The organism is Mycobacterium sp., from assembly GCF_965229265.1.
Taxonomy (GTDB): domain Bacteria; phylum Actinomycetota; class Actinomycetes; order Mycobacteriales; family Mycobacteriaceae; genus Mycobacterium.
In genome coordinates, this window is sequence record NZ_CBDDIY010000012.1 from 281,517 (window position 1) to 302,841 (window position 21,325).

General features: G+C 68.6%; 20 protein-coding genes. 12 read left to right on the plus strand and 8 right to left on the minus strand.

All coding sequences use genetic code 11. The annotated features are described in order from the left end of the window. Positions 1-13: 13 nt before the first annotated feature. A complete protein-coding gene (locus ADBZ9K_RS19090) occupies positions 14-814 on the plus strand; it encodes an SDR family oxidoreductase (protein WP_526623212.1) in 801 nt (266 codons plus the stop codon). Here ADBZ9K_RS19090 and ADBZ9K_RS19095 read toward each other — a convergent pair. The 3 genes from ADBZ9K_RS19095 to ADBZ9K_RS19105 form a co-directional block, all read right to left on the minus strand. Further along, positions 811-1,521 carry a DUF2334 domain-containing protein gene (locus tag ADBZ9K_RS19095; RefSeq protein WP_526623213.1) on the minus strand — a complete coding sequence of 237 codons (711 nt, stop codon included), beginning with the start codon at positions 1,519-1,521 and terminating at the stop codon, positions 811-813. The two genes, ADBZ9K_RS19090 and ADBZ9K_RS19095, sit on opposite strands and share 4 nt — an antisense overlap. A 69-nt stretch (positions 1,522-1,590) precedes the next feature. Beyond that, positions 1,591-2,079 carry a glutathione peroxidase gene (locus tag ADBZ9K_RS19100; RefSeq protein WP_526623214.1) on the minus strand — a complete coding sequence of 163 codons (489 nt, stop codon included), beginning with the start codon at positions 2,077-2,079 and terminating at the stop codon, positions 1,591-1,593. A 146-nt stretch (positions 2,080-2,225) separates the two neighbouring features. Beyond that, a complete protein-coding gene (locus ADBZ9K_RS19105) occupies positions 2,226-2,750 on the minus strand; it encodes a lipoprotein LpqH (RefSeq protein WP_526623216.1) in 525 nt (174 codons plus the stop codon). Between the two features lie 150 nt (positions 2,751-2,900). On the opposite strand from ADBZ9K_RS19105, the gene ADBZ9K_RS19110 reads away from it, so the two are divergent. Beyond that, on the plus strand, positions 2,901-3,509 hold the full coding sequence (locus tag ADBZ9K_RS19110; RefSeq protein ID WP_526623218.1) for a histidine phosphatase family protein: 609 nt from the start codon (positions 2,901-2,903) through the stop codon (positions 3,507-3,509). A 19-nt stretch (positions 3,510-3,528) separates the two neighbouring features. Here the strand turns inward: ADBZ9K_RS19110 and ADBZ9K_RS19115 are convergent, their stop codons facing one another. From ADBZ9K_RS19115 to ADBZ9K_RS19130, 4 genes are all read right to left on the minus strand, one after another. Further along, positions 3,529-4,122, minus strand: coding sequence for a hypothetical protein (locus tag ADBZ9K_RS19115; protein WP_526623219.1), 594 nt, complete (start codon positions 4,120-4,122; stop codon positions 3,529-3,531). Then, positions 4,119-4,697 (minus strand): Rv1363c family protein, encoded by a 579-nt coding sequence (locus tag ADBZ9K_RS19120; RefSeq protein WP_526623220.1) that lies wholly within the window; start codon positions 4,695-4,697, stop codon positions 4,119-4,121. Before ADBZ9K_RS19120 ends, ADBZ9K_RS19115 begins: the two co-directional genes overlap by 4 nt. Positions 4,698-4,773: 76 nt before the next feature. Further along, positions 4,774-6,126, minus strand: a complete 1,353-nt coding sequence (locus ADBZ9K_RS19125; protein ID WP_526623221.1) for an alpha/beta hydrolase — start codon at positions 6,124-6,126, stop codon at positions 4,774-4,776. Next, entirely contained in the window at positions 6,123-6,824 is a 702-nt protein-coding gene (locus ADBZ9K_RS19130; RefSeq protein WP_526623222.1) for a TetR/AcrR family transcriptional regulator, read from the minus strand. Before ADBZ9K_RS19130 ends, ADBZ9K_RS19125 begins: the two co-directional genes overlap by 4 nt. Before the next feature lie 252 nt (positions 6,825-7,076). Between ADBZ9K_RS19130 and ADBZ9K_RS19135 the strand changes: the two genes are divergently transcribed. The 5 genes from ADBZ9K_RS19135 to ADBZ9K_RS19155 are packed head-to-tail and all read left to right on the plus strand — an operon-like array spanning position 7,077 to position 12,816. Further along, positions 7,077-9,011 carry a linalool dehydratase/isomerase domain-containing protein gene (locus tag ADBZ9K_RS19135; RefSeq protein WP_526623223.1) on the plus strand — a complete coding sequence of 645 codons (1,935 nt, stop codon included), beginning with the start codon at positions 7,077-7,079 and terminating at the stop codon, positions 9,009-9,011. Positions 9,012-9,034: 23 nt separating this feature from the next. Next, the gene (locus ADBZ9K_RS19140) at positions 9,035-9,817 is read left to right on the plus strand and encodes an SDR family NAD(P)-dependent oxidoreductase (RefSeq protein WP_526623225.1); all 783 of its coding nucleotides are present in this window, start codon (positions 9,035-9,037) and stop codon (positions 9,815-9,817) included. Then, positions 9,817-10,698 carry a hypothetical protein gene (locus tag ADBZ9K_RS19145; protein WP_526623227.1) on the plus strand — a complete coding sequence of 294 codons (882 nt, stop codon included), beginning with the start codon at positions 9,817-9,819 and terminating at the stop codon, positions 10,696-10,698. The genes ADBZ9K_RS19140 and ADBZ9K_RS19145 overlap by 1 nt, the downstream gene beginning before the upstream one ends. Beyond that, positions 10,688-12,166, plus strand: coding sequence for an aldehyde dehydrogenase family protein (locus ADBZ9K_RS19150; protein WP_526623229.1), 1,479 nt, complete (start codon positions 10,688-10,690; stop codon positions 12,164-12,166). Before ADBZ9K_RS19145 ends, ADBZ9K_RS19150 begins: the two co-directional genes overlap by 11 nt. A 50-nt stretch (positions 12,167-12,216) precedes the next feature. Further along, positions 12,217-12,816 carry a TetR/AcrR family transcriptional regulator gene (locus ADBZ9K_RS19155; protein ID WP_526623231.1) on the plus strand — a complete coding sequence of 200 codons (600 nt, stop codon included), beginning with the start codon at positions 12,217-12,219 and terminating at the stop codon, positions 12,814-12,816. Positions 12,817-12,827: 11 nt separating this feature from the next. Here ADBZ9K_RS19155 and ADBZ9K_RS19160 read toward each other — a convergent pair whose 3' ends face one another. After that, positions 12,828-13,289, minus strand: coding sequence for a hypothetical protein (locus ADBZ9K_RS19160; protein ID WP_526623233.1), 462 nt, complete (start codon positions 13,287-13,289; stop codon positions 12,828-12,830). A gap of 112 nt (positions 13,290-13,401) precedes the next feature. On the opposite strand from ADBZ9K_RS19160, the gene ADBZ9K_RS19165 reads away from it, so the two are divergent. From ADBZ9K_RS19165 to ADBZ9K_RS19185, 5 genes are read left to right on the plus strand one after another with little or no spacing between them, the layout of a single operon-like run. Next, positions 13,402-15,816, plus strand: coding sequence for an NAD-dependent epimerase/dehydratase family protein (locus tag ADBZ9K_RS19165; protein WP_526623235.1), 2,415 nt, complete (start codon positions 13,402-13,404; stop codon positions 15,814-15,816). A gap of 50 nt (positions 15,817-15,866) precedes the next feature. After that, positions 15,867-17,084 (plus strand): cytochrome P450, encoded by a 1,218-nt coding sequence (locus tag ADBZ9K_RS19170; protein WP_526623237.1) that lies wholly within the window; start codon positions 15,867-15,869, stop codon positions 17,082-17,084. A 48-nt stretch (positions 17,085-17,132) separates the two neighbouring features. Then, positions 17,133-19,301 (plus strand): acyl-CoA dehydrogenase family protein, encoded by a 2,169-nt coding sequence (locus ADBZ9K_RS19175; protein WP_526623239.1) that lies wholly within the window; start codon positions 17,133-17,135, stop codon positions 19,299-19,301. Between the two features lie 7 nt (positions 19,302-19,308). Then, positions 19,309-20,307: an acyl-CoA dehydrogenase family protein gene (locus tag ADBZ9K_RS19180; RefSeq protein WP_526623241.1), complete on the plus strand. Its 999-nt coding sequence runs from the start codon at positions 19,309-19,311 to the stop codon at positions 20,305-20,307. Next, entirely contained in the window at positions 20,304-21,317 is a 1,014-nt protein-coding gene (locus ADBZ9K_RS19185; protein ID WP_526623243.1) for an LLM class flavin-dependent oxidoreductase, read from the plus strand. The genes ADBZ9K_RS19180 and ADBZ9K_RS19185 overlap by 4 nt, the downstream gene beginning before the upstream one ends. The last annotated feature ends 8 nt before the right edge of the window (positions 21,318-21,325 follow it).

Sequence of the window (21,325 nt, forward strand, 5' to 3'; positions counted from 1 at the left end):
CCAAGGAGACATCGTGAGCGCTGCAGACCTGACCAATCTGTTCGGCCTGTCCGGCAAGACCGCCCTGGTCACCGGCGGAAGCCGGGGCATCGGCATGATGATGGCCCGCGGGCTGCTGCAGGCGGGCGCCCGGGTGGTCATCAGTTCACGCAAGGCCGACGCCTGCGCGGCGGCCGTCGAGCAGTTGTCGGCGTTCGGCCCGGTCACGGCCATCCCGGCGGACCTCTCGCGCCAGGAGGAATGCCAACGGCTGGCCGCCGAAGTGCTCGCCGACACCGATGAGGTGCACATCCTGGTCAACAACGCCGGCGCGACGTGGGGCGAGCCGCTGGAATCGTTCCCGACGACGGCCTGGGACAAGGTGCTCGACCTCAACGTCAAGTCTCCGTTCTGGATGGTGCAGGAGCTGGTTCCGGCGCTGCGCAAGGCCGGCACTCAGGACGATCCGGCGCGGGTGATCAACATCGGCAGCATCGACGCGATCCACGTCAGCGTGATGCCGACGTACTCGTACTCGGCCAGCAAGGCCGCGCTGCATCAGCTCACCCGCGTACTAGCCAAAGAACTTGGCCCGCAACATATCACGGTGAATGCGGTGGCGCCGGGCCCGTTCCCGTCAAAGATGATGGCCGCGACGCTGGACACGTTCGGGGATGCGATCGCGGCCTCGGCGCCGCTGCGGCGGATCGGCCGTGACGACGACATGGCCGGTATCGCGATATTTCTGGCCAGCCGGGCCGGTGCGTACGTGAACGGGGCGATCATCCCGGTCGACGGCGGTATCGCGACGACGGCGAGTGGTTCCGGCCGCTAGGCAGCTGACGTCGCGGGCACTGCCGGGTCGGACCCCCCGCGGTACACCGTGGGGGTGCACCCGTGCATCAGCGCCAGGTCGATCGCGTCGAGCATGGCCTGGCGCGGCCCGACCTTACGGAGTTGCCGCGCGGTGACGGCCAGGCGCACGATCCCGCCCCGGCGCGCCGTGCGCTCCGCGGACAGCACCAGGGTGCGGCACCACCACGGTTCGGTGACGAACCCTTCGCCGATGCCGAGCACCCGAGCCCGAACCGTGGAGCCGGCCAGCAGATCGGTAATGCCGTGCAGATCGGCCATCATCCGGAATCCATTGCGCGGCAACGCGACCACCGTTCCCGGCGATACCGTCCATCCCGGTGCGGCGAAGAGCCGGGTGCGCAGCCCGACATGCTCGAGCACCCGGTCGGCACCCATCAGCCGAAGGTTCGCCTCGTGGGCCGGCAGACTCGCGAACTCGCCGCGGCGCTTCTTGGTAGCGGCAGCATCGAAGCCGTGCAGCACCACCGAGTCCCCGCCGGAACGCCGGTCTCGCAGCCAGTCGACGGTGCGGGTGTCGGACTCCAGCCGGTAGCCGTCCTTGAGTCGCGGTGCGACCAGCAGCGACACCGGAACCGCGCGGGTGCCGAGCAGGCCGCAGAACTCGTCGACGTCGGCCAGTGTCCGGTCCCTGATCCCGGACACCGACACGATCAGTTGTCCAGCCACGCTCGCATTGTGGCAATTCCAGGTTTCCAGACGGTGTCCGACATCAAGATGTCAGGCGACCATCGGTGTTCAGCTCGGCAGTACCGCTTCGATGGCGGCGACCACTTCGGGGGCATCAGGCTCGGTGCGCGGCCGGAAGCGGTTGACCACCGTGCCGCCGGGTGCGATCAGGAACTTCTCGAAGTTCCACTGCACGTCGCCGGCCTGCCCGTCGGCGTCGGCGACGCTGGTCAGCTCCGCATACAGCGGGTGGCGGTCGGCGCCGTTGACGTCGGTCTTGGCCAGCAGCGGGAACGTCACCCCGTAGGTGGTCGAGCAGAACGTCGCGATCTCCTCCGGCGTTCCCGGCTCCTGGCCCATGAACTGGTTGCACGGCACCCCGATGACGGTCAGTCCCCGGTCGGCGTAGTCGCGGGCCAGCTGCTCGAGCGCGGCGTACTGGGGCGTCAGGCCGCACTTGGAGGCGACGTTGACCACCAGGACGGCGCGGTCGGCGTAGTTGGCCAGCGCGGTGGCCTTGCCGTCGAGGGTGGTCAGCGGGATCTCGGAGAGGCTCATGGGGCCGACGCTATCAAGCCGGTCGGTCACCAGCCTTCACACCCGCGCAAGATACCGACGCGGACGGGACGTCAGCATCGCAGCGCAGCGGCCTGATCCGTTCATCTGCAATCCCTCTCACGTCCCGATGGTGGCTGCTAGGCGAGCTATGGGCAGGCGACCACGACCTCGAACGGTTGTATGAACTGCCTGTCGGGATGGTCCTTGTCGTAGCCGATGGCCGTGCCCTTGACGGTGTAGGTGTTCCCGTCCTTGGTCACGGTGGCCTCGACGCCGGGAGCATGTTCCTGAAAACTCAGACTCACGTCGTCCACACTGCCGATACCGACGGACTGCACCGAGGATGCATCCGTTGACAACGCGATGGAGATGGCGGCGGTGGGCTGCGAGATGAGGATGTTGATGGAGTCCACGGTCGCCGAACAGGAAACCTCACCCTTGACGTCTCTGGGCTTGCCATCGACGGTCACCTTCGCGTCCGCCTCGGCGGTCCGGGTCTCTGTCGGTGGCACACTCGCCGCAATCGGCGGCTCCGGCGCGGTGGGACTGGGCGCGGCGGCGGTCCGGGACGAATTCGTCGGCGTACCCGACGGCGAATGCGTAGAGCAGCCCGACACGCCCGCCACCAGGACAGCGCCGGTGATCACGGCCGCAGAAACGAGGCGCCGCATCGCTGACCTCCCGCTGCTCGTCGTGCCCGGGCGACAGTGGTACAGGCCGTTGCCACCCGATAATGATTGTCTAGATTAACTGGACACACTATGCGAGCGCCCGCGACGGCGTCGAGCATTGTCGAGCGCCGACGAAATGAGGTCCAAGCAGTGCAACTCCTGTTGGTGCGACATGCGCAGCCCCTGGCCGGCTCGGGTGCGGACAGCGGCGATCCCGCGCTCTCCGAGACGGGCGTTCGGATGGCCGCGCGCCTACCCGAAGCACTACGCCGGTTCGGCATCACCCGCATCGTGAGCAGCCCGCAACGGCGAGCACACCAGACCGCCCAGCCGCTCAGCGAGGCCCTCGGGATTCCCATCGACACCGATTCACGGTTCGCCGAGTACGACTACGGACTCGGCGGGTACGTCCCGGTCGAACGGATGCTCGCCGAGGATCCGCGCGCGCTCGCGCGACTGCTGGCCGGCCACCTTCCCCCGGGGGTCGACGAGAGCGCCTTCAAGGAACGGGTTCTCGCAGCGAAGGCCGATGTCGTAGCGACCTCGGAACGGACCGATCAGGTCGTGGTCTTCGCCCACGGCGGAGTCATCAACGTCATCCTGGGTGAGGTACTGCGCACCCCCGTGCTGTTCCCCTTCCGGATCGACTACGTATCGGTCAGCCAGGTGGGTTATTCGTCGAAGGGCAAGCCTGCGGTCGCCGGTGTCAACAATGTCGAGCATGTCTGGGACCTGTTGCCACGCTTGACCAGAAGCTGACGCTCCCACACCGACCGGCTCAGATCGGGTCGAAACCGGAGACGAGCCAGCGCCCGCCGACCTTGTCGAGTGTGACCCGCACACTGGAGGCGGTGTTGGTCGGGGCACCCTCGCCCACAGTCACCGTCTGGTCCACGAACACCAGAACCACCGCGTGGCCCGGTGTGGCCGACACTGACGCTGCGGCCGGCACCTGCGCCTGAGCGGAGATCTTCTTCTCCGTGGCTCCGGGGATCACCACCTTGGTGACCAGATCGGTGTAGGAATCCAGGAATGCGCCGGTGAGCCTGTCACGAGCGCCGAGAAGTTCCTTCTCGGCGCTCGCAGCGCGGTAGCTCAGGATCGCCGCCGTGGCGTCGCGCGCCACCCCGACCGACTCGTCCGCGGCGGCCCGCGCGTCCCGCTTGGTCGAATACTCCCATCGCAGGAAACCCGCACCAAGCGCAAGCATCAGCGCCAAGGCGGGCAGCAAGCCGAACGCGACCGCCCGCGACCAGTCCAGGTGCCGCTGCGGCATTGTGTGAGGATCGTCGGCCGTTGGGTGGTCGGCCGGCCCGCCCGTGTCGTCGAGGTGATCGCCGGCCGTGCCGGTGCCAGATCCGCGGTCAGTCATTGGACGAAATCCACCTTCGCCACCTTGGCCTCATCGCCGAACTTCTGGACGCTCAACCGCATTCGCCAGTGTCGCGGCGGCTGGCCCCCGGGGTCGGCCTTGTTCGTGGTCGTGACCGATACCGCCACCAGCACCTGACCCTCGTCGCCGTTGACGGATTCCAGCCCCGCCGCGGTGACGGTGCCCACCGATCTGGCACCGGTCTTCTTGACTACGTCGATGAACGCTCCCGAGCGCTTCTCGAAATCGTCGTAGAACTCGCCGGTGGCCGAGTCGAGGATGCGCTTGACGTCGGCTTCGGCGTGTTCGAAGTCGACCGTGGTGAGGTTGAGCGCTCCCCGGCTGCCAACCTCGACGAACAACGCCCGCGACCGTTCAGCCTGCTTGGCCTGATAGGTCCCGTATCCGAGCCGGCCGCACAGTCCGCCGAGGGCGAGCACCACGATCAGGCCGATGAGCGTTGCGCGCCGCACCGGCGACAGGCTCCGAAGCCGCCCGGCAGCACCGCTCGGCGCGCTCTGCACGGCCGGGGTGTCGGTGCCGGTGTTGGTCTCGTCGACGACATCGTCGGCCATGTCCACTCCTTTGACGCATGGGCGCGAGCACCCGACCGGCCAGGCTACCGGCTGTTGCCGCGGGTACGGCCGAGAATCACGTTCGGCAAGCACCCGCGGTTCCTCGGCGAACGGAGTAGTCACGGTGCACAGAGCTGAGGAAACGGTCGACGGCTGCAACGGTCGACCCGGTGCGGACTGACGGCAGCGCCTCCCACATATGTTGGGCACCAGGAATTTCCGCGTAGGCCACCGGCCGGCGGGATACCGCCAGAAGCCGCTCGGCGAAAGCCCGCGCCTGGCCGGCCGATACGAACGTGTCCACGTCGCCATGCAGGATGAAAAAGGGCGGCGCGTCCGGGTTCAGCCACGATGTCGGGCTTCCTTGCTCCCAGGTCTGCAGGGCCCGGTGCCGCGATGCGCCGATGACGACCCGGGTCAGGAATGCCTCCTGTTCCGGCGGGCTGTGCCCGAGCCGGCCGAGTAGGTCGTAGAGCCCGTAGATGGGCACTGCAGCGACCACCGTGGTGTCGGCTTGCTCGAATCCCGGCTGGAAGATCGGCTCACGAGGTGTCAACGCCGCCAGGGCGGTCAGATGGCCGCCCGCGGAACCTCCGGTCAGCGCCACGAAATCCGGGTCCCCACCGTAGTTTCCGATCTCCTGCTTGACCCACGCCAGTGCTCGTTTGACGTCGATGATGTGGGCGGGCCAGTGCGCGCCCGGCGCCAGCGAGTAGTTGATCGCGACGCAGACCCAACCCCGTTCCGCCATGTGCGCCATGAGCGGGTAGGCCTGGCCGCGCTTGCTACCCGCGACCCAGGCACTGCCGTGAATCTGCACCAGAACGGGCGCCCGGCCGTCCAGCGGCAGGTCGTCGCGATGCCAGATGTCGAGATGATTACGAATCCCGGCATCACCGTAGGAAAGGTTCTCGTGGCGCAGATACCGCCGCCGTTCGGTCAGCTTGGGAAACCAGGTGTCCTGGAGGCGGGTGGCCGAATCCTGCCCAGTGGCCGGCGGCAGATCCCGATCGTAGTCGTCGCCGAGGGCACTGCGCAGCGCTCGGTCCAACACCCCCTCGGCCTGATTCGCCGTGCGTTGCGCTCGCACCAGACCGACCCATGACACGGTGATCGCCAGCAATGCCGCCCGGGCACCCTGCCGACGAATCAGCTTGCGTCCCAGTATCACTCCGGCAGCGGCCTCGGCAGCCAGCACGTGTAACGGGAATTCGCCGGCCACCAGGCTCACAACTGCCAGCGGAATCACGCTCGCCGCCGAGGACAGGCCGGGCAGAATCCGGCGGAACACGGTGTCGACGCGGGTGGAATTGGCGACGACCGCCGCTAGGCCGCTGAGGAACGCGAGCGCGGTCAATGCCCTCGCCGCCACGGATGGCTCGCCGCCGGCCTGCTCGGGCACGGCGAGCGCCCGTCCCGGGAACCTCATCGGCCCGGGCCCTGTCTACCGGCCCTTGGCCGAGCGGTCAGCCGTCCGTGCAGGATCTGCTGGACGCACTCGGTCAGTCGCCGAACCGTATCCGGGTCGATTGGGTGCGTCTCGACTTCGTCGCCGCACGCAGTACCCGGCGAGGACAGCGCGTAGAACATGATGGCGCCACCGAGCGCTTCGAACACCGCCGCGCAGGACGTGTCCGGATGGAGTTCGCCGTCGGCCCGCGCTCGTTCCAACACACCGACTGCGTGCTCCATCTGTGGTTCGAGTACGCGAATTCGGTATTGCTCGAGGATTTCCGGGTACTGCCGTGCGTCGAGGTGAACACGCAGGTTGGCGTAGCCCTCTCCACCGGCAAAGTAGGCGAAGGCGGCACAGGCGAAGGCGATCAGCGCCTCCTCGATCGCCCGGTCGTCGGCAAGCCTGGGCACACCCTGGTCCGAGAGGGCGTCGAGCAGCAGGGCCTGCGCATCGGGGTAGCGCCGGTAGACAGCGTCCTTGCTGACACCGGCTGCGCGCGCCACACCGTCGAAGTGGAATCCGGCCCAGCCCTCTCGGGCGTACAGCGTCCGGGCTGCTCGCCTGAGTCTTTCGTCGATAGTCGGATCACGACGACGCCCGGCCGCCGACTTTCGCGCGGATGCGTCCGCTCCCGCTGCGGCCCGGGCGTCCGAACCGGCGCTGCCATCCATCGACATCCTCCCGTCACGTGTGCAAAGCCGCCGATATCCCCGAATCCTATTGCCGACGCAAATCGTCGGTATTACGATTCCGCGAATCACCGGGAATCCGGAGACAAGGAGGCGCGGACGTGGCCTGCTGCGCATTGGTGGCGGCCCTCTTCGGGGCCGGGTTGCGCAGAATGTCCCGTCGCGCCAAGCCCGCAACAGCCGTTCCGACCGGGCGCTGGTCGACGACAGAGGAACGTTCAAGGAGTGCCCGTCATGACAGTTGACCTGCACGCGGTTTCGCCCGCATCCGGCCATGGTCCGGCTGCGGGATACCCGCTGACCGTCCCCGACCGCCCGAACGGGCCAGCGGTCCGGGCACTGCTGCGCCGGACCGCGGTCGTTGCTGCCGCGGTCGGTGCGACCGCCGCGGCGGTGGCGCTGCGCGCCAGGCGTCCCGCCACCCGCGCGGTGGCACTCGGCACACTGTTACCGGGCGGCGGCTATGTCTTCACCCGCAGCCCACTGCGGTTCCTGGCGACCCTCGGCGGTTTCGCCGCCTCTCTGGTGGCGTGGTTCGGCAGCGGCAACATCGCGCTGCCCCCGCTGGTGTGGGCAACGGCCGCACTGAATGCCGGCCGACAGGCCGCGCACGGCCGCACAACCTGGAACGGGGCGCGGGTGGTGGTCCCGGCGACGATCGCCGGTGCGGCAGCCGCGGGTGTGATCGCCCGGCTGCGGGCGTTTCGCGCCGCCCAGCAGCGGGGATGGGTCCGTGCGCAGTACCTGGCCACCGTGCCGCGCATCGACCCGCGCCCCAAAGACACTGTGCGCACCGAGCTTTCGGCGACAGATCTGGCGACCTTGCGGGCGTTGCTGGACCGTGCGCTGCAACCGCTGGATCGGTTCGACGGATTCAACAGAATCGATCAGTTCCAGACCTCGGCGATCCGCTACCAGCTCAACTTCATGCAGTGGGCGCTGGCGTTGGCGCAGCTGCACTACGTTCCGTCGTTCCACGGCTATCTCTCGGCCGCGCAGCGCAACTTCATCGACAAGCTGACGCTGCCCTCGGTATGGCGGTACTGGGCCTTCGAGCAGACCTGGGGAAACCTCAGCTTGGACTGGGATCCCATGAAACGCGACAACATCATGCTGTCCGGGTACCTCGGCACCATGCTGGGCGCCTACGAATCCACCACCGGTGACGACCGGTACCGCCACGCCAGTGCGATGCCGTTCCGGCTGGGCAAGCGGACCTGGCCTTATACCCACGACATGGTGTGCGCGGCGGTCCACGAGAACATGCAACGCTCCGGCATGACCCTGTTCCCCTGCGAACCGAACTGGATCTACAGCGCCTGCAACATGACCGGCATCAACACACTGATGCTCTCGGACAGGCTGCACGGCACCGGTTTCGTCGACTCCGTCGGCGAAACGTTCCGGCGGCGGCTACACGAGGAGTTCATCACCCCGGATGGCCGGGTGACCGCCATCCGCTCCTCCCGACTCGGCGTGACGATCCCCATGCTGACCTCGACGATGGCCGACTGCGGGCTCGCCAGCATGCTGCACGCGTTCGATCCGGAGCTGGCTCAACGGTGTTGGGCCATCGCGCGCCGCGAGTTCATCGACACCGCAACAACACCGGAGCCCACCATCGTCCTTCGCGGCTGGGATGCCATCGATACCGGGAACTACCACAAGACCCACCTGGGCGCGTTCGGACCGGTGCTGTGGGCGGCCGCCGAGATGGGCGACACCGAGCTCTACGACATCCTCGCGGCATCGCTGGACCGCCAGCTGCCCCCCACCGAATCCGGCGGGACCCGGTGGTACGACGGGCTGTCGACGAACATGAACGCGATGATCGCGCTGGCCCGGTTCAACCCGGCCGGCGGCTATCGCGCCCTGATCGCCGACGGTCCCGGCGTGGAGGTCCACACCGGCCCCATCCTCGATGGGGCGAACTACCCGGAGGTACTGGTCGCCTCGACCCGGACCGACGGCACCGACCTGCAGCTGGTGCTGCGGCCGGGCGACGGCGCGCGCCGGGTGTCGATCGGGGTCCGCCGATGCGTGCCCGGCGGCCACTACCGCCTCGACGGTGCCGTCGAGGACCGGGTCGTCGCCGATGAGCGCGGAGACCTCAGCTTCTCCGTCGATCTGGGCGGCCGGACCGAGCTGGCACTGACCCCGGCGCTGTAGACGCCGGCCACGAAAGGAAATCCATGCGGAAAGTCATTGTGACCGGGGCCGGTTCAGGCATCGGCAAAGAGTTCACCAAGCTCTATCTGGGAGACGGGTCGCAGGTGCTGGCGGTGAGCCTGCTCCAGGATGAGCTCGACCAGCTGGCCGAGGACTTCCGCGCCGCGGCGCCCCGCTTGCAGACGCTGCAGATGGATCTGTCCAAGCCCGACGCCGCCGCGGCCCTGCTTCAGTGGTGCCAGGCCAATGACTGGATTCCCGACGTCCTGATCAACAACGCCGGCTTCGCCTGCTTCGGCGACGCCGTCGACCTGCCCACCGACCGTGTGTCGAACATGATCGCACTCAACGTTCTCACTTTGACGGAGACATCGATGTTGTTCGGACGGCTGATGAAGGAGCGTCGCGGGGGTTCGATCCTCAACGTCGGGTCGACCGCCGGTATGGTGCCGTCGACCCGGATGGCGGCGTACTGCGGCAGCAAGTCCTACGTCAACACCTTCACCTACGCGCTGGCGGCCGAACTCAAGCCGTACGGCGTCACAGTGACCTGCCTGACACCGGGAGCCACTCAGACGAAGTTCGCCCGCTCCGGCGGCATCGCCGACTTCGATGGTAAATCGCTGCTGCACAACATGTTCGACAAGAACAAGGCCGGATCACCGGCAGCGGTGGCGCGCGGCGGATACGACGCGCTGGCGGCGGGTAAGACGCAGGCGCTGGTCGGCAAGGGCGCAAAACTTGCGGGCGCACTCTCGCGTGCGGTCTCGCAGAAGCGGCTGCCCGCGCTGATCAGGAATCCGTGATGGCGGTGCGGACCGCCCCGGCCCCACCGTCCTACCAGAGCGCCCGACTCACGCCGCGGCTGTTGCTGGCCGCCGGGCTCGAGATCGGCGCCGCCGTCGCGGTGGCCGCACTCGTCCTGCACAACTCTCACCCACCGCAATCGCCGCCGCACCACTCCCATTCCGGCATGGCTGCCATGCATCCTGCGGCCGCGGCACATTGGTCGACCGCCACGATAGCGATCGGCGTGCTCGCTTCGGGTGCGCTGGTGTGGTGGGCGTTCAGCCGCGCCTGGGCGGCGGCGGTACTGGCCGCCGCGGCGCTGGCCGCGCTGGCCGCGTCCCCCGCGGTGCGCACCACAGCGGCGGCCTCCCACGTGGTCGCGATGGCCGCATTGGAAGTGCTGGCCGTGGTGGTACCCCTGTTGCTCGTCGCCGCCGCGGGCCGACGTCCACCCGCCCGGCCCACCCCGACCACCTGGCCCTGCCGTGCGGCGGTGATCGCGGCGACGGCGACCTACTCGATACTGCTGATCGCGCTGCATCTACCGGGGATCCACAACCGCGCAGGACAGCTGGGCTTCGTCCCGCTGTGGCTGGCTCCGATCATCGTGGTCGTGGGAATCGGCTACTGGGCCTCGATTCTCACCACCGCCGGCCTGGTCCGGACCGCGGTGCGCCGTCGCGGGCTCGTCATCGGGCAGGAGGTGGGCGCGATCCTGGCTCTTGCCGCGATCATCGGCCCGGACACCACGATGGGGCACAGCAGCCCACTGGGGATCCCGGCGCAGCTGGACCATCGGCTGGGCGGGGTGCTCATGCTCGTCACATGTGCCGCCGTAACTCTGCCGCTGCTGAAAATGCTTGCACCACAAACCGTTGAGGAGTCCGATGCCCGCTGACACCGCTGACACCGCTGACATGCGCAGGCTCCTGGACGCGCAGCGAGCCGACTTCCTCGCCAAGGGCCCGCCGTCCGCGGCGCTTCGGCGAGACCGCATCGACCGACTGATCCTGCTGCTCACCGAGAACGCCGATGAGTTCTCGGCCGCGCTGAACGCCGACTTCGGCAATCGACCGCACGCCGTCAATCTGGTCTCTGAGGTGGCCGGCATTCTGGCCGACATGCTGGCAACCCGCCGCCACCTGGCGTCGTGGATGCGCCAGCGCCGGATCAGAGCCTCGACGCTGCTGGGCCTGCCGACCGTGGTCGAACACAAGCCGCTCGGCGTCGTCGGGATCATCGGCCCGTGGAACTTCCCGGTCAGCCTCGTCGTCCAGCCCGCGGCCTCGGCCTTCGCCGCAGGCAACCGGGTTATGATCAAGTTCTCCGAGGTCACCTCGCGCACCGCAGAGTTGTTCAGCGCCAAGGTGCCTGACTACTTCGATCCCACCGAACTGGCCGTCGTCACCGGTGGCCCCGAGGTCGGGGCGGCCTTCAGCGCACTGCCCTTCGACCACCTGTTCTTCACCGGTTCACCACAGGTCGGCGCCCGCGTCGCCGAGGCCGCCGGCCGCAACCTGGTTCCCGTCACCCTGGAGCTCGGCGGCAAGAACCCGGCCGTCATCGCCGGGGACGCAGACGTGGCGGCCATGGCACGGCGGGTAATGGCGGCACGCCTGGCCAACGGCGGCCAGGTCTGCCTCTGCCCGGACTACGCCTTCGTCCCTCGTGCCAGGGTGAACGAATTCGTCACAGCGGCAATCGAACACGCCCGCATCGCGGCATCCGCGCAGGACGGCGCCGGGCTGGTCAGCATCGTCGACGACAAGAACTTCGCCCGGGTGTCGGAGCTGATCGACGACGCCCGCGCCCACGGCGCGACGGTGTACGACACCGGAACCGCACCAGACCCGGCACGGCGACGGCTGCCGCCGACAGTCCTCGTCGGCGTCACCGACGAGATGCTGGTCGCCCGTGAGGAGGTCTTCGGGCCGGTGCTCTCGGTGCTGCCGTACGACTCCGTGGCCGAGGCCTGCGACTACGTGGCGGCACGGCCCTCGCCGCTGGCGGCATACTGGTACGGCCCCGACGGACCCGGCCTGCGCGAGTTTCGCGCCCGAACCCTCAGCGGCGGCATGACGGTCAACGACTTCGCCCTGCACTGTGCCGTCATGGCCGCGCCGTTCGGCGGGGTGGGCCGCAGCGGCTCGGGCGCTTACCACGGCAGGACCGGCTTCGACACCTTCACCCACCAGCGCACCGTCACCACGAGTCGGCTGCCGCTGAGTCTGGCCCGGCTCATCACACCGCCATACCCGGCCGCGCTGTCGCCCCTGGTCTCGGGTTACGTCGGCTTCGAACGGTTCCGGGCCCGGCGCCGGCGCCGGCGCACCCTAGTTTCGAGTCACCCGCGGGCGGGCCAGTAATCTGCGTAGAGCCTGAACACAGGTGCAAACGCCGATGCTCGAGGACGGTGATGGCGCAGTCGAACGGTGCCGGCCGGCCCCGCGACCCCTTGGTCGTGGAGCGGGTTCAGCGCACCGCCTGCGACATCTACGGCCGGGTCGGCTGGTCCGGGTTCAGCATCGACGCGGTGGCCCGCGAGGCCAAGGTCGGCAAGTCCTCGATCTACCTGCGCTGGCCCGACCATACGACGCTGCTGCTCGAAAGCCTCGAGTCGCGCATCGACCTGCCCTACGACACCGACACCGGAACGTTGCGGGGCGACCTGTTGGTGCTCAGCCGCAGCATCCTCGCGATCCTGTTCGGCGAGTACGGCGACGTGCTGATCCGTCTGTCCGCCGAGGCGCGGGCGGTGCGCGAGCTCGCGCCGCGCTGGGAGGCGTTCATGGCGGCCAACGCGGCGGCCATCAGGGCCATCGCCCAGCGCGGCATCGACCGAGGCGAGTTGCCGCGCGACGCTCCGGTGACGACGCTGCTCGACGCGCTCTTCGGCGGCCTGCTCATGCATCTTCTCGCCACGCCACCATCACGGGTCAAACGTCTGGCGGCCACCGCCGACCGCTATGCCGAGGGGCTGGTCGATCTGATCCTGGCGGCCGTCGAACCCGGGTGAGCTGCGGTGGTTCAGCCGCCGCTGATCTGCAGCAGATAGGCGGACAGCACCGAGAAGTCCGATTCGACCGCCGTCGCCGGGGCAGCGCAGGCCTGCGTTGCGGGCTTGGCCTGACAACCCGACTCAGACCAGGTATTCGCCGTGCTCAGGATGCGATCACCGACCTGCCGCGCGTCGCCGACGAGACCGGTGTCGGGCGCCGCCTTCAGCTCCGGCTCGACCTGTCTGACGAGGTCGATCTTCTGCGCGGTGACTCTGCCACATTCCGCGGAACCGACGTCGGTGGTGCAGGAGCGGTCCATGCTCACCGCGCTGAACTGCGCGCTGAAGTCCGCCAGCCGGGAGTTCCCGGCGGTGCTGGTGGTCGCCCCCACCGGCCGGTCATTCGGGGACGAGCAGGCCACGGTGACCGCGCCGAGTGCCAGAAGAGCCGCGGCCCCGGCGAACGCAGTGGTCCCGAATTGTCTGGTCACGCCTCTACCGCACCTTCCCTGGTTGGCAGCTCGATCCTAACCACGGCCACCAACCCATATGACTTGGTTTACTTTGTAGCGAGTCGAAACCGACAAATCGAAGAGGACTGTCATGCGGGTCTTGGTCATCGGTGCTGACCAGCTGTTGGGTCGTGGGGTGTGCCGCGAGCTGGCCCTGCGGGGCGTCGAGGCGGTGGCGTTCACCGGTGACATGACAGATCACCGAGTGGCGGATGCCGCCATGGCCGGCCTCGGCCCCGACGACGCGGTGCTCAACATCGCGCGGAACGCCGTAACCGGTTTGACCAACCTCGTGGTGGCTGCGCGGCTCCACGACGTAGGTCGGCTGGTCCAGGCTGGACCCGCCGCCCCGGATACCTGCCACGGTAAGAGTGTGACGGGTCTCGTCCACGGGGACGGTCCGTCCACGATCGTCGTGCGGATGGCACCGGTCATCGGCCGCGGAGTGCGTAGCACAGTGACCGACCAGTTCGCCGGACCGGTGATCCTGTGTCCGTCGGTAGATCCAAAACCGCTGCGGCAGTTCGTCCATCACGATGACGCCATCCGGTTCCTGACCGATCTGGTGCTGCAACCCGGAGCCGGCGTGGTCAACCTGGCCGCCGACGGTGCGCTGCCCCTCGACCGGGTGGCCGAACTGCTCGGCAAGCGACTGGTCGGCCTGCCCCGCGCCGCGGCCGCCAGGTTGGCTCCCGACGCCGTGGCGCCCTGGCCCGTCGCCGACACCGCCCCCCTGCGAGACGACTTCGGCTTTTACTGTGCGTGGTCCAACGAGGACGCGGTCGTCGATACCCGCCGCTCGCTGCGCACCTACATTCACCTTGGCGGGCGCAACCTCCCCCGCCGCAGCGTCCTGCCGCTGTCCGACCCCGGGTGGCGGCCGGACCTGTCGCCCTGGCCGGGGCACGAGCTTCGGGCCGTCGGCCCCACGGAGTTCCGCGGCGAGTTCGACGACGAGATCGACCCGCAGATGGGCACCTTCACCGCGACCAACGTCGGCGAGGCCATGGGCGGGCCGATGACACCACTGTCGCTGCAGATCTCCCTGTTGAGCCTGAGAGCCGGCTCTGAGGTTGCCGGCCGGCTGGTGGGCCTGGACGGACTGTTGGCGCACGAGACCCAGGCCCGCAGCATGTGCAGTTTCGCCCACGGTGTCTTCATCAACGTCTCGATCATCCGCGGTGTCTACGAACGGATGCCCGGCAGCACCCCGGAGCAGGCCGACGCGCAGTACCTCGGTGTCCCACTGCCCGAAGGAAGCCACCAGACCGGGTTGTCCTGGGCGGACGCCAAGGCGGCCGGCACGATTGTGCGCAAGGGCGCCTTGGCCCTGGCCCGCCTGGGGCTCTCGGAGAAGTGGCTACTGGACGAGGCCGAGCGACTCGGTGGGTCCGGCAGTGATGTCGCGGCGTTGACCGGTCCCGAGCTGGACGCCCGTATCGCTCTGCTCATCGACACGTTCGTCGACAGCCAGGAGATCAACGCGGGGGCACAGATGGTCGGCGCGGCGACGCTGTCGGCAGCCGAACGACGGGGCACCAGCGGTGATCTGACCGCGGGAGCGCTGGCCAGTGGCCGAGCTCTGGACGGCGTCCAGCGGGTGGCCGCGCTGGTCCGCAACAACCCCGCCGTGCGGGAGGCGCTGGAGAAACACCGCCGCGATCCGGATCCGATGCGGGCCTTCGCCGGGGACTGTCCCGAACTGCATGCGGCGGTCTCGGAGCTGTTGGCCGCCGTCGGCCACCGGGGACCGGGCGAATACGAATTGGCCAACGAGATGTTCACCGACCGTCCGGGGCTGCTGCTCGAGTCGATCTACCAAGCGTCGAGCACGCAGCGGTCCCCCGAACCGGGGTCCACGTCGCCCGCGCACCGCAGCCTGCTCGAGAAGGTCGCCGGTTCGGCCCTACAGCGACGCGAACGGATTCGCGACGCGTCGATCAGGATCTACCACCAGCTGCGGTTGGCGTTGCGGGAGAAGGGCACACGGCTCTGCGCGGCGGGGATCCTCCCTGATCGCGACGCGGTGTTCTACCTGGGCATCGATGAGTGGGCGCACCCGCCGGCCGATGCCGCCGAGCGCGTGGCCCGCCGTCGTGCCGAACGCGAGCGCCTCGCCGGCATCGAGATGCCGGCCCTCATCGACGGTGACTGGGAGCCCGTCACCGCAACGACTTCCACCACGTCCGACCGATTGGAGGGGGCCGGGGTTTCCCGCGGCATCGTCCGAGGCCGGGTGCGGGTGCTCACCGATCCGGACGACGGCCTTGAGCCCGACGAGATCCTGGTGTGCCGCGTCACCGACATCGGCTGGACGCCGCTGTTCGCGGCGGCGGCCGGAGTGGTCAGCGAGATCGGCGGCGCGATGTCACACACCGCGATCGTCGCCCGCGAGTTCGAGATCCCAGCCGTCGTCGGCGTGGATACCGCCACCCGTCGGCTGCAGACGGGGCAGCTCGTGGAGGTGGACGGCACGGCGGGAATCGTCACGGTCCTACCCGACTGAGCCCGCCCACCTGTCTTACTAAGTTAGATAAAGGCTGGTACGGTTCGACCATGGTGTACGACCTGGCAAAGTACGGATCGGACTACGACTACCGTGTCGACCCGGAGTTGGCGAAAGACCAGGGCCACCGCTGGGACGCACTGCGTAACGAGTACCCGGTGCGACTCAACGACACCGCGACGCCCCGGCGTATCTGGCTGCTGATGGGTTACGAAGACGTCCGCTCGGCATTCCAGGACTGGGAGACGTTCTCCAGCAGATCGATCGAGGTCTGGGAGACCGACGAGATGATCGCGGTCAAGAACCCGTGGATTCCCACCGAGATCGATCCGCCACTACACACCGAGTACCGCAGCCTCATCGCGGACTACTTCGTCCCCCGCGCGGTCAACGAGCGCGCCGACGACGTGCGGAAGTTCTGCGCCGAGCTCGTCGCGGAACTGGCGCCCCGCGGTCAGGCCGAGTTCGTCCGGGACTTCGGCAAGGTGTATCCCACCCGAATCTTCATGCACCTCATGGGTCTACCGGTGGAGAAGTCCGAGCAGATGCTGGAATGGGTCGACACGCTGATCCACACCAGCCCGGCCGACGACCCCGACTACCGGATCCGCCATGGCGTTCGCGCGGCGATCTTCGGATTCCTCGGCGACCTGTTGGAGCAGCGGCGTCAGGCGCCCCGGGATGACATCCTGACCACCATCGCCACCGAGAAGCTGCCCAGCGGCCGGCTGATGACCCAGCAGGAGGCGCTGTCGATGACCTTCCTGCTCTACATGGGGGGGCTCGACACGGTGGCCGCGTCATTGAGCTACATCTTCCGGTATATGGCCGATCACCCCGAAATACGCCACCAGGTGGTCAGCGGCGAGGTAGCCGCCCGTGACGTCGCAGAGGAGCTGCTGCGCACCAACTCGATCGTCAATCCGGGCCGGGTGGTGACGAAGGACATCGAGTTCGCCGGATGCCCGATGAGAGCGGGCGACCGCGTCATCCTCGCCACCCCGGCCGCCAATCGCGACCCAGCCGAATTCGGTTCCGACGCCGCGCACATCGAGATCGGCCGACGTCCCAACCGGCACATCGCATTCGGCGCCGGAGTGCACCGCTGCCTCGGCTCACACCTCGCCCGCTTGGAGCTGACCATCGCGATCGAGGAGTGGCACAAGCAGATTCCCGACTACCGCATCCCCGCGGGCGCGGTGGTGGAGGACCTTCCAGGGTCGATCTGCGCGCTCGCGTCCCTGCCACTCGAATGGGACATTCGTTGACTCCACTCGAATGGGACATTCGTTGACCGACGAAGAGGACATCACGGCGTGACTACATCCGCATTGGCCATCTCCGATGAACACGTCGAGCTGGCCGAGGCCGCACTCGGACAGTTGAGGCGCTCGAAGGCTCTCGCCGCCGCACGTGCCACCGCCGACGGCGCCCGATCGCACCCCTGCGACATCTGGTCAGCCGCTGCCGATCTCGGGTGGCATGGCCTGGCGGTGGACGAACGCTATGGCGGCTCGGGTTTCGGGTTGCCCGAGTTGGCCATCGTGCTCGATGCCATGGGGCACGAGCTGTGCCCGGGCCCGTTCCTGCCCACCGCGGTATTGGGGGCAGTACTCGATCAGTGCGGAACCGACGCGCTGCGCACCATGTACCTACCCGGGCTCGCAGCCGGTTCAACCGTCGCCGCGGTCGCCGTCGGTGACGGTGTCCGTCTCGACGCCGACGGCGGCGCGACCGGAACTTGCCCAGCCGTGCTGGGCGCCCCGCAGGCCGACATCGTCGCCGTCCTGTCCGCCGATGACGTTCTGGTGCTGGACGTTTCGGAGCCCGGGGTCAGCGTGACCGCCGCAACTGCCGCTCTGGACACCACCCGGGGCATCGGCGAGGTGCGCCTGACCGGCGTGCGGGTCGACGAGGACCGGATCATCCGGGGCGCCGCCCGCCGGTTGCGGACGGTCTGGCGGATCCTGACCGCCGCCGAGGCGCTGGGCTCAGCGCGTGCCGCTCTCGAGATGTCCTGCGAGTACACCAAGGTGCGCCAGCAGTTCGGCCGGGCCATCGGTACGTTCCAGGCGGTCAAGCACCACCTGGCCAACATGCTCGTCGACATCGAGATGACGACCGCGGCGGTGTGGGACGCCGCCCGCGCCGAGGACATCGACAGCGCCGGCTTCGCCGCCGCGGTGGCCGCCTGGCACGCAGTTCGCACCGTGGTCTCTGCCGCCGAGATGAATGTCCAGCTGCACGGCGGCATCGGCTTCACCTGGGAGCACGACGCCCACCTGTACCTGCGGCGGGCGCGCACCGTGGCCGCGGTACTCGGCAACGGTGACGATGCACTGGCCGAGATCGTGGACGCCCAGCGGTGCAAGCAAGCCACCGGCCCGTCGTTCACGCTTCCGCAGGAAGCCGAGGTGTTCCGTACCGGGGCTCGAGCCGCGGCCGCTGCGGCTCGCCGTCTTGCGGCGGGCAGTCAGCGCGAATTCCTCGTTGATTCAGGCTATTTCGTCCCACATTGGCCCAGGCCATGGGGGCGCGGCGCCGGTGCGGTCGAGCAGTTGGTGATCGATGAGGAGTTCGACGGTATCGACTTCCCCGATATGGGCATCACCGGGTGGGTGACGCTGACCATCGTTCAGGCCGGCAACGACGAACAGCGCGGCCGCTGGGTCGAGCCGGTGCTGCGCGGCCACGAGCGATGGTGCCAGTTGTTCAGCGAGCCGGATGCCGGATCGGACGCCGCTGCCGTGCGGACGTCGGCGGTCAAGGTCGACGGCGGCTGGCGGGTGACCGGCCAGAAAGTATGGACGAGCACCGCCCAGAGATGTCAGTGGGGGCTGGCGACGGTGCGCACCGATCCCGACGCCCCGAAACACGCCGGGGTCACGATGATGGCGATCGACATGCGCGCCGCCGGTGTCGAGGTGCGGCCGCTGCGTGAACTGACCGGCGAGGCGTTGTTCAACGAGGTGTTCTTCGACGAGGTCTTCGTCCCGGACGCTGATGTCGTCGGGGAGGTCGGACAAGGCTGGAAGGTGGCCCGGGCGACGCTCGGCAACGAGCGGGTCTCGATCGGAGGTGGCAGCGGGTCGGTCGACATCGGACCCGACGACGTTGTCGCCCTGCTGGACAAGGCTTCCGAGACCACCCGCCACCATCTATCCCGACGCTGCGGTGAGGTTTTCGCCGAGCTGTACACGTTGCGGCCGTTGAATATCCGGATCGCGGCCCGGGCGCTGGCCGGCGCGGGGCCCGGGCCGGAAGCCAACGTCACCAAGCTACTCAACGCGGAGAGCTCCCAGCATCTGGCCGAGCTGGCAGTCGACTTGGCCGGCCCGGCCGCGGTGACGGGAGAGGCCCCGGCGATTACCCACGCCTACCTGTTCGCCAGGTGCCTGACCATCGCCGGTGGCACGTCGGAGATCATGCGCAACACCATCGCCGAACGCATTCTCGGGCTTCCCCGCGACCCGCTGTTGAAGTAGGCGGGCCGTGAATTTCGGGCTGAGCGACGAACAACAGCAGCTAGGGGACGCCGAGCGGGGCTGGCTGGCGAGGCACGATCCCCTCGAGCGCCTGCGAGCAGTCCTCGATGAGGAGCCGATCACCATCGACCCCGCAGGCATCGCGCATCTGGCGGAGTCTGGTCTGGCGAGTCTGCTCACCCCCGGCCTGGGTGGGACTCACGTGGACCTCGCGGTACTGGCCGAGGCGCACGGCTGGGCGGCAAGCTCACTGCCGATCGCGGATGCGGCGGTGGCGGTGTGGCTGCTGGATCGGGCCGGCTTGCCGCAGGCCGGCGCCGCTGCCGACGGGCGCGCCGTGTACGGGGTCGCACGGCTGCGCGGCCGATCCGCAGAGGTCACCACCCCGGTGCCGATGGCCGCCGACCTCACCGGGGTGGTGGTACTTGCCGAATCCCCGGGCGGCGAGAGCTGCATCGTCGTCGACGCGCCGGACCTGGTGCCGATGCGCACCCTCGACTATTCGCGCACCTGGGCCAGGATCAGGCCGGCGGCCGAAGCCGCGGTACGTGCCGAATTGCCTTCTGGAACAGCTATTCTGGCAATCGAAGCGATGGCCGTCCACCGGGCGCTCGACGCGCTGGGCGCTGCAGCCCGACTACTGGAGATGACAGTGGCCTACGCCGGCCAGCGCCGGCAGTTCGGCGTGCCCATCGGATCGTTTCAGGCCGTCAAACACCACTGCGCCGACATGGCCATCGGAGTCGAGGCAAGCCGGGCCACCCTGTGGGCGGCAGCGTTGGCGCTCGACACCGCGTCACCGGCAGAGCGCGCCCGCGCCGCCGCCGCAGCAGCCGCATATGCCAAAACCGCTGCGGCGGATGTCGCCGGCACCGCTCTGCAGGTCCACGGCGGAATCGGCTTTACCTGGGAGCACGACCTGCATCTGCTGCTGCGCCGGATCAAGGTCGACGAGGCGATGGACGGCACGGTCGCCCAACATCGAGCCGCACTCGTCAGCACATGAGTTCCCTTACCAACTGGGGCATTCCGTGGCCGGGCCGCGACCTGGCCAGGTCAGCTGAGGCGGCCGGGGCCGCCGCGTTCTGCGCCGGTGAGTTCAGCGACCGCGATGCGTATGTGACGTCCACCGAGATGGCTCTGGGCACCGGCAGCGCTCTGGTCGGGCCGGGCATCGCCTACGCGTTCGCACGATCCCCGTTCGTCCACGCCTCGGCGGCGCGCCAGCTGTCGCAGCTGGCGCCCGGCCGGATCTTCCTCGGCCTGGGGGCGGGCAGTGCGCGGATGAACCGGGACTGGTTCGCCGTCGATGCCGACCGACCGGCCGCCCGGATGGCCGAACTCGTCGACGTGATCAAGGCCTACCTGCACGCCGAGAACGGTCAGCCGATCCGGTACAGCGGCGAGTTCTACCATGTCGACGCCGACATCCGCGCGCCCGTCTTCGGCCGTCTCGAGCCGCCAATCCTGCTGGGGGCCTTCAACAAGGTCATGATCCGGGTCGCGGGCGGGTCTGCCGACGGCATTCTGGGCCACGGCTTGTTCACCGACCGATGGTGGGGCGAGGTCGTCGATCCCGGACTGTCCGCCGGCGCGTCGGCTGCCGGCCGCGACGTGACGGCCCTGCGCCGCTGGGGCTGGTTGATCACCGCGATCGACGACGCGGACCCGCAACGCGCGATCCGGGAGGCCAGAATGCAGATCGCGTTCTATCTCACCGTCCGGACCTACGACGCGCTCGTGGAATTGCACGGCTGGCAGGAGCAGGTCGCCGCGATCCGCGGGGCATTCCGATCCGACCGGCCGCAGTCGATCGCCGATCATGTAACCGACGACATGCTGTGGGCGATCGCCGTGTGCGGGAGCAGCGCTCAGGCCACGGCGATGCTCAACGCCCGCACCCGGCTGCCCGAGACCGCGTTCATCGCGGCGCCCGGTTTCCTGGTGGGCCGGCGGCGCAAGGCCGAGTACGACGCGAACGCGATCGGCTTTGCGGCACTGGCGTTGAGACGCTAGCCGCTCCC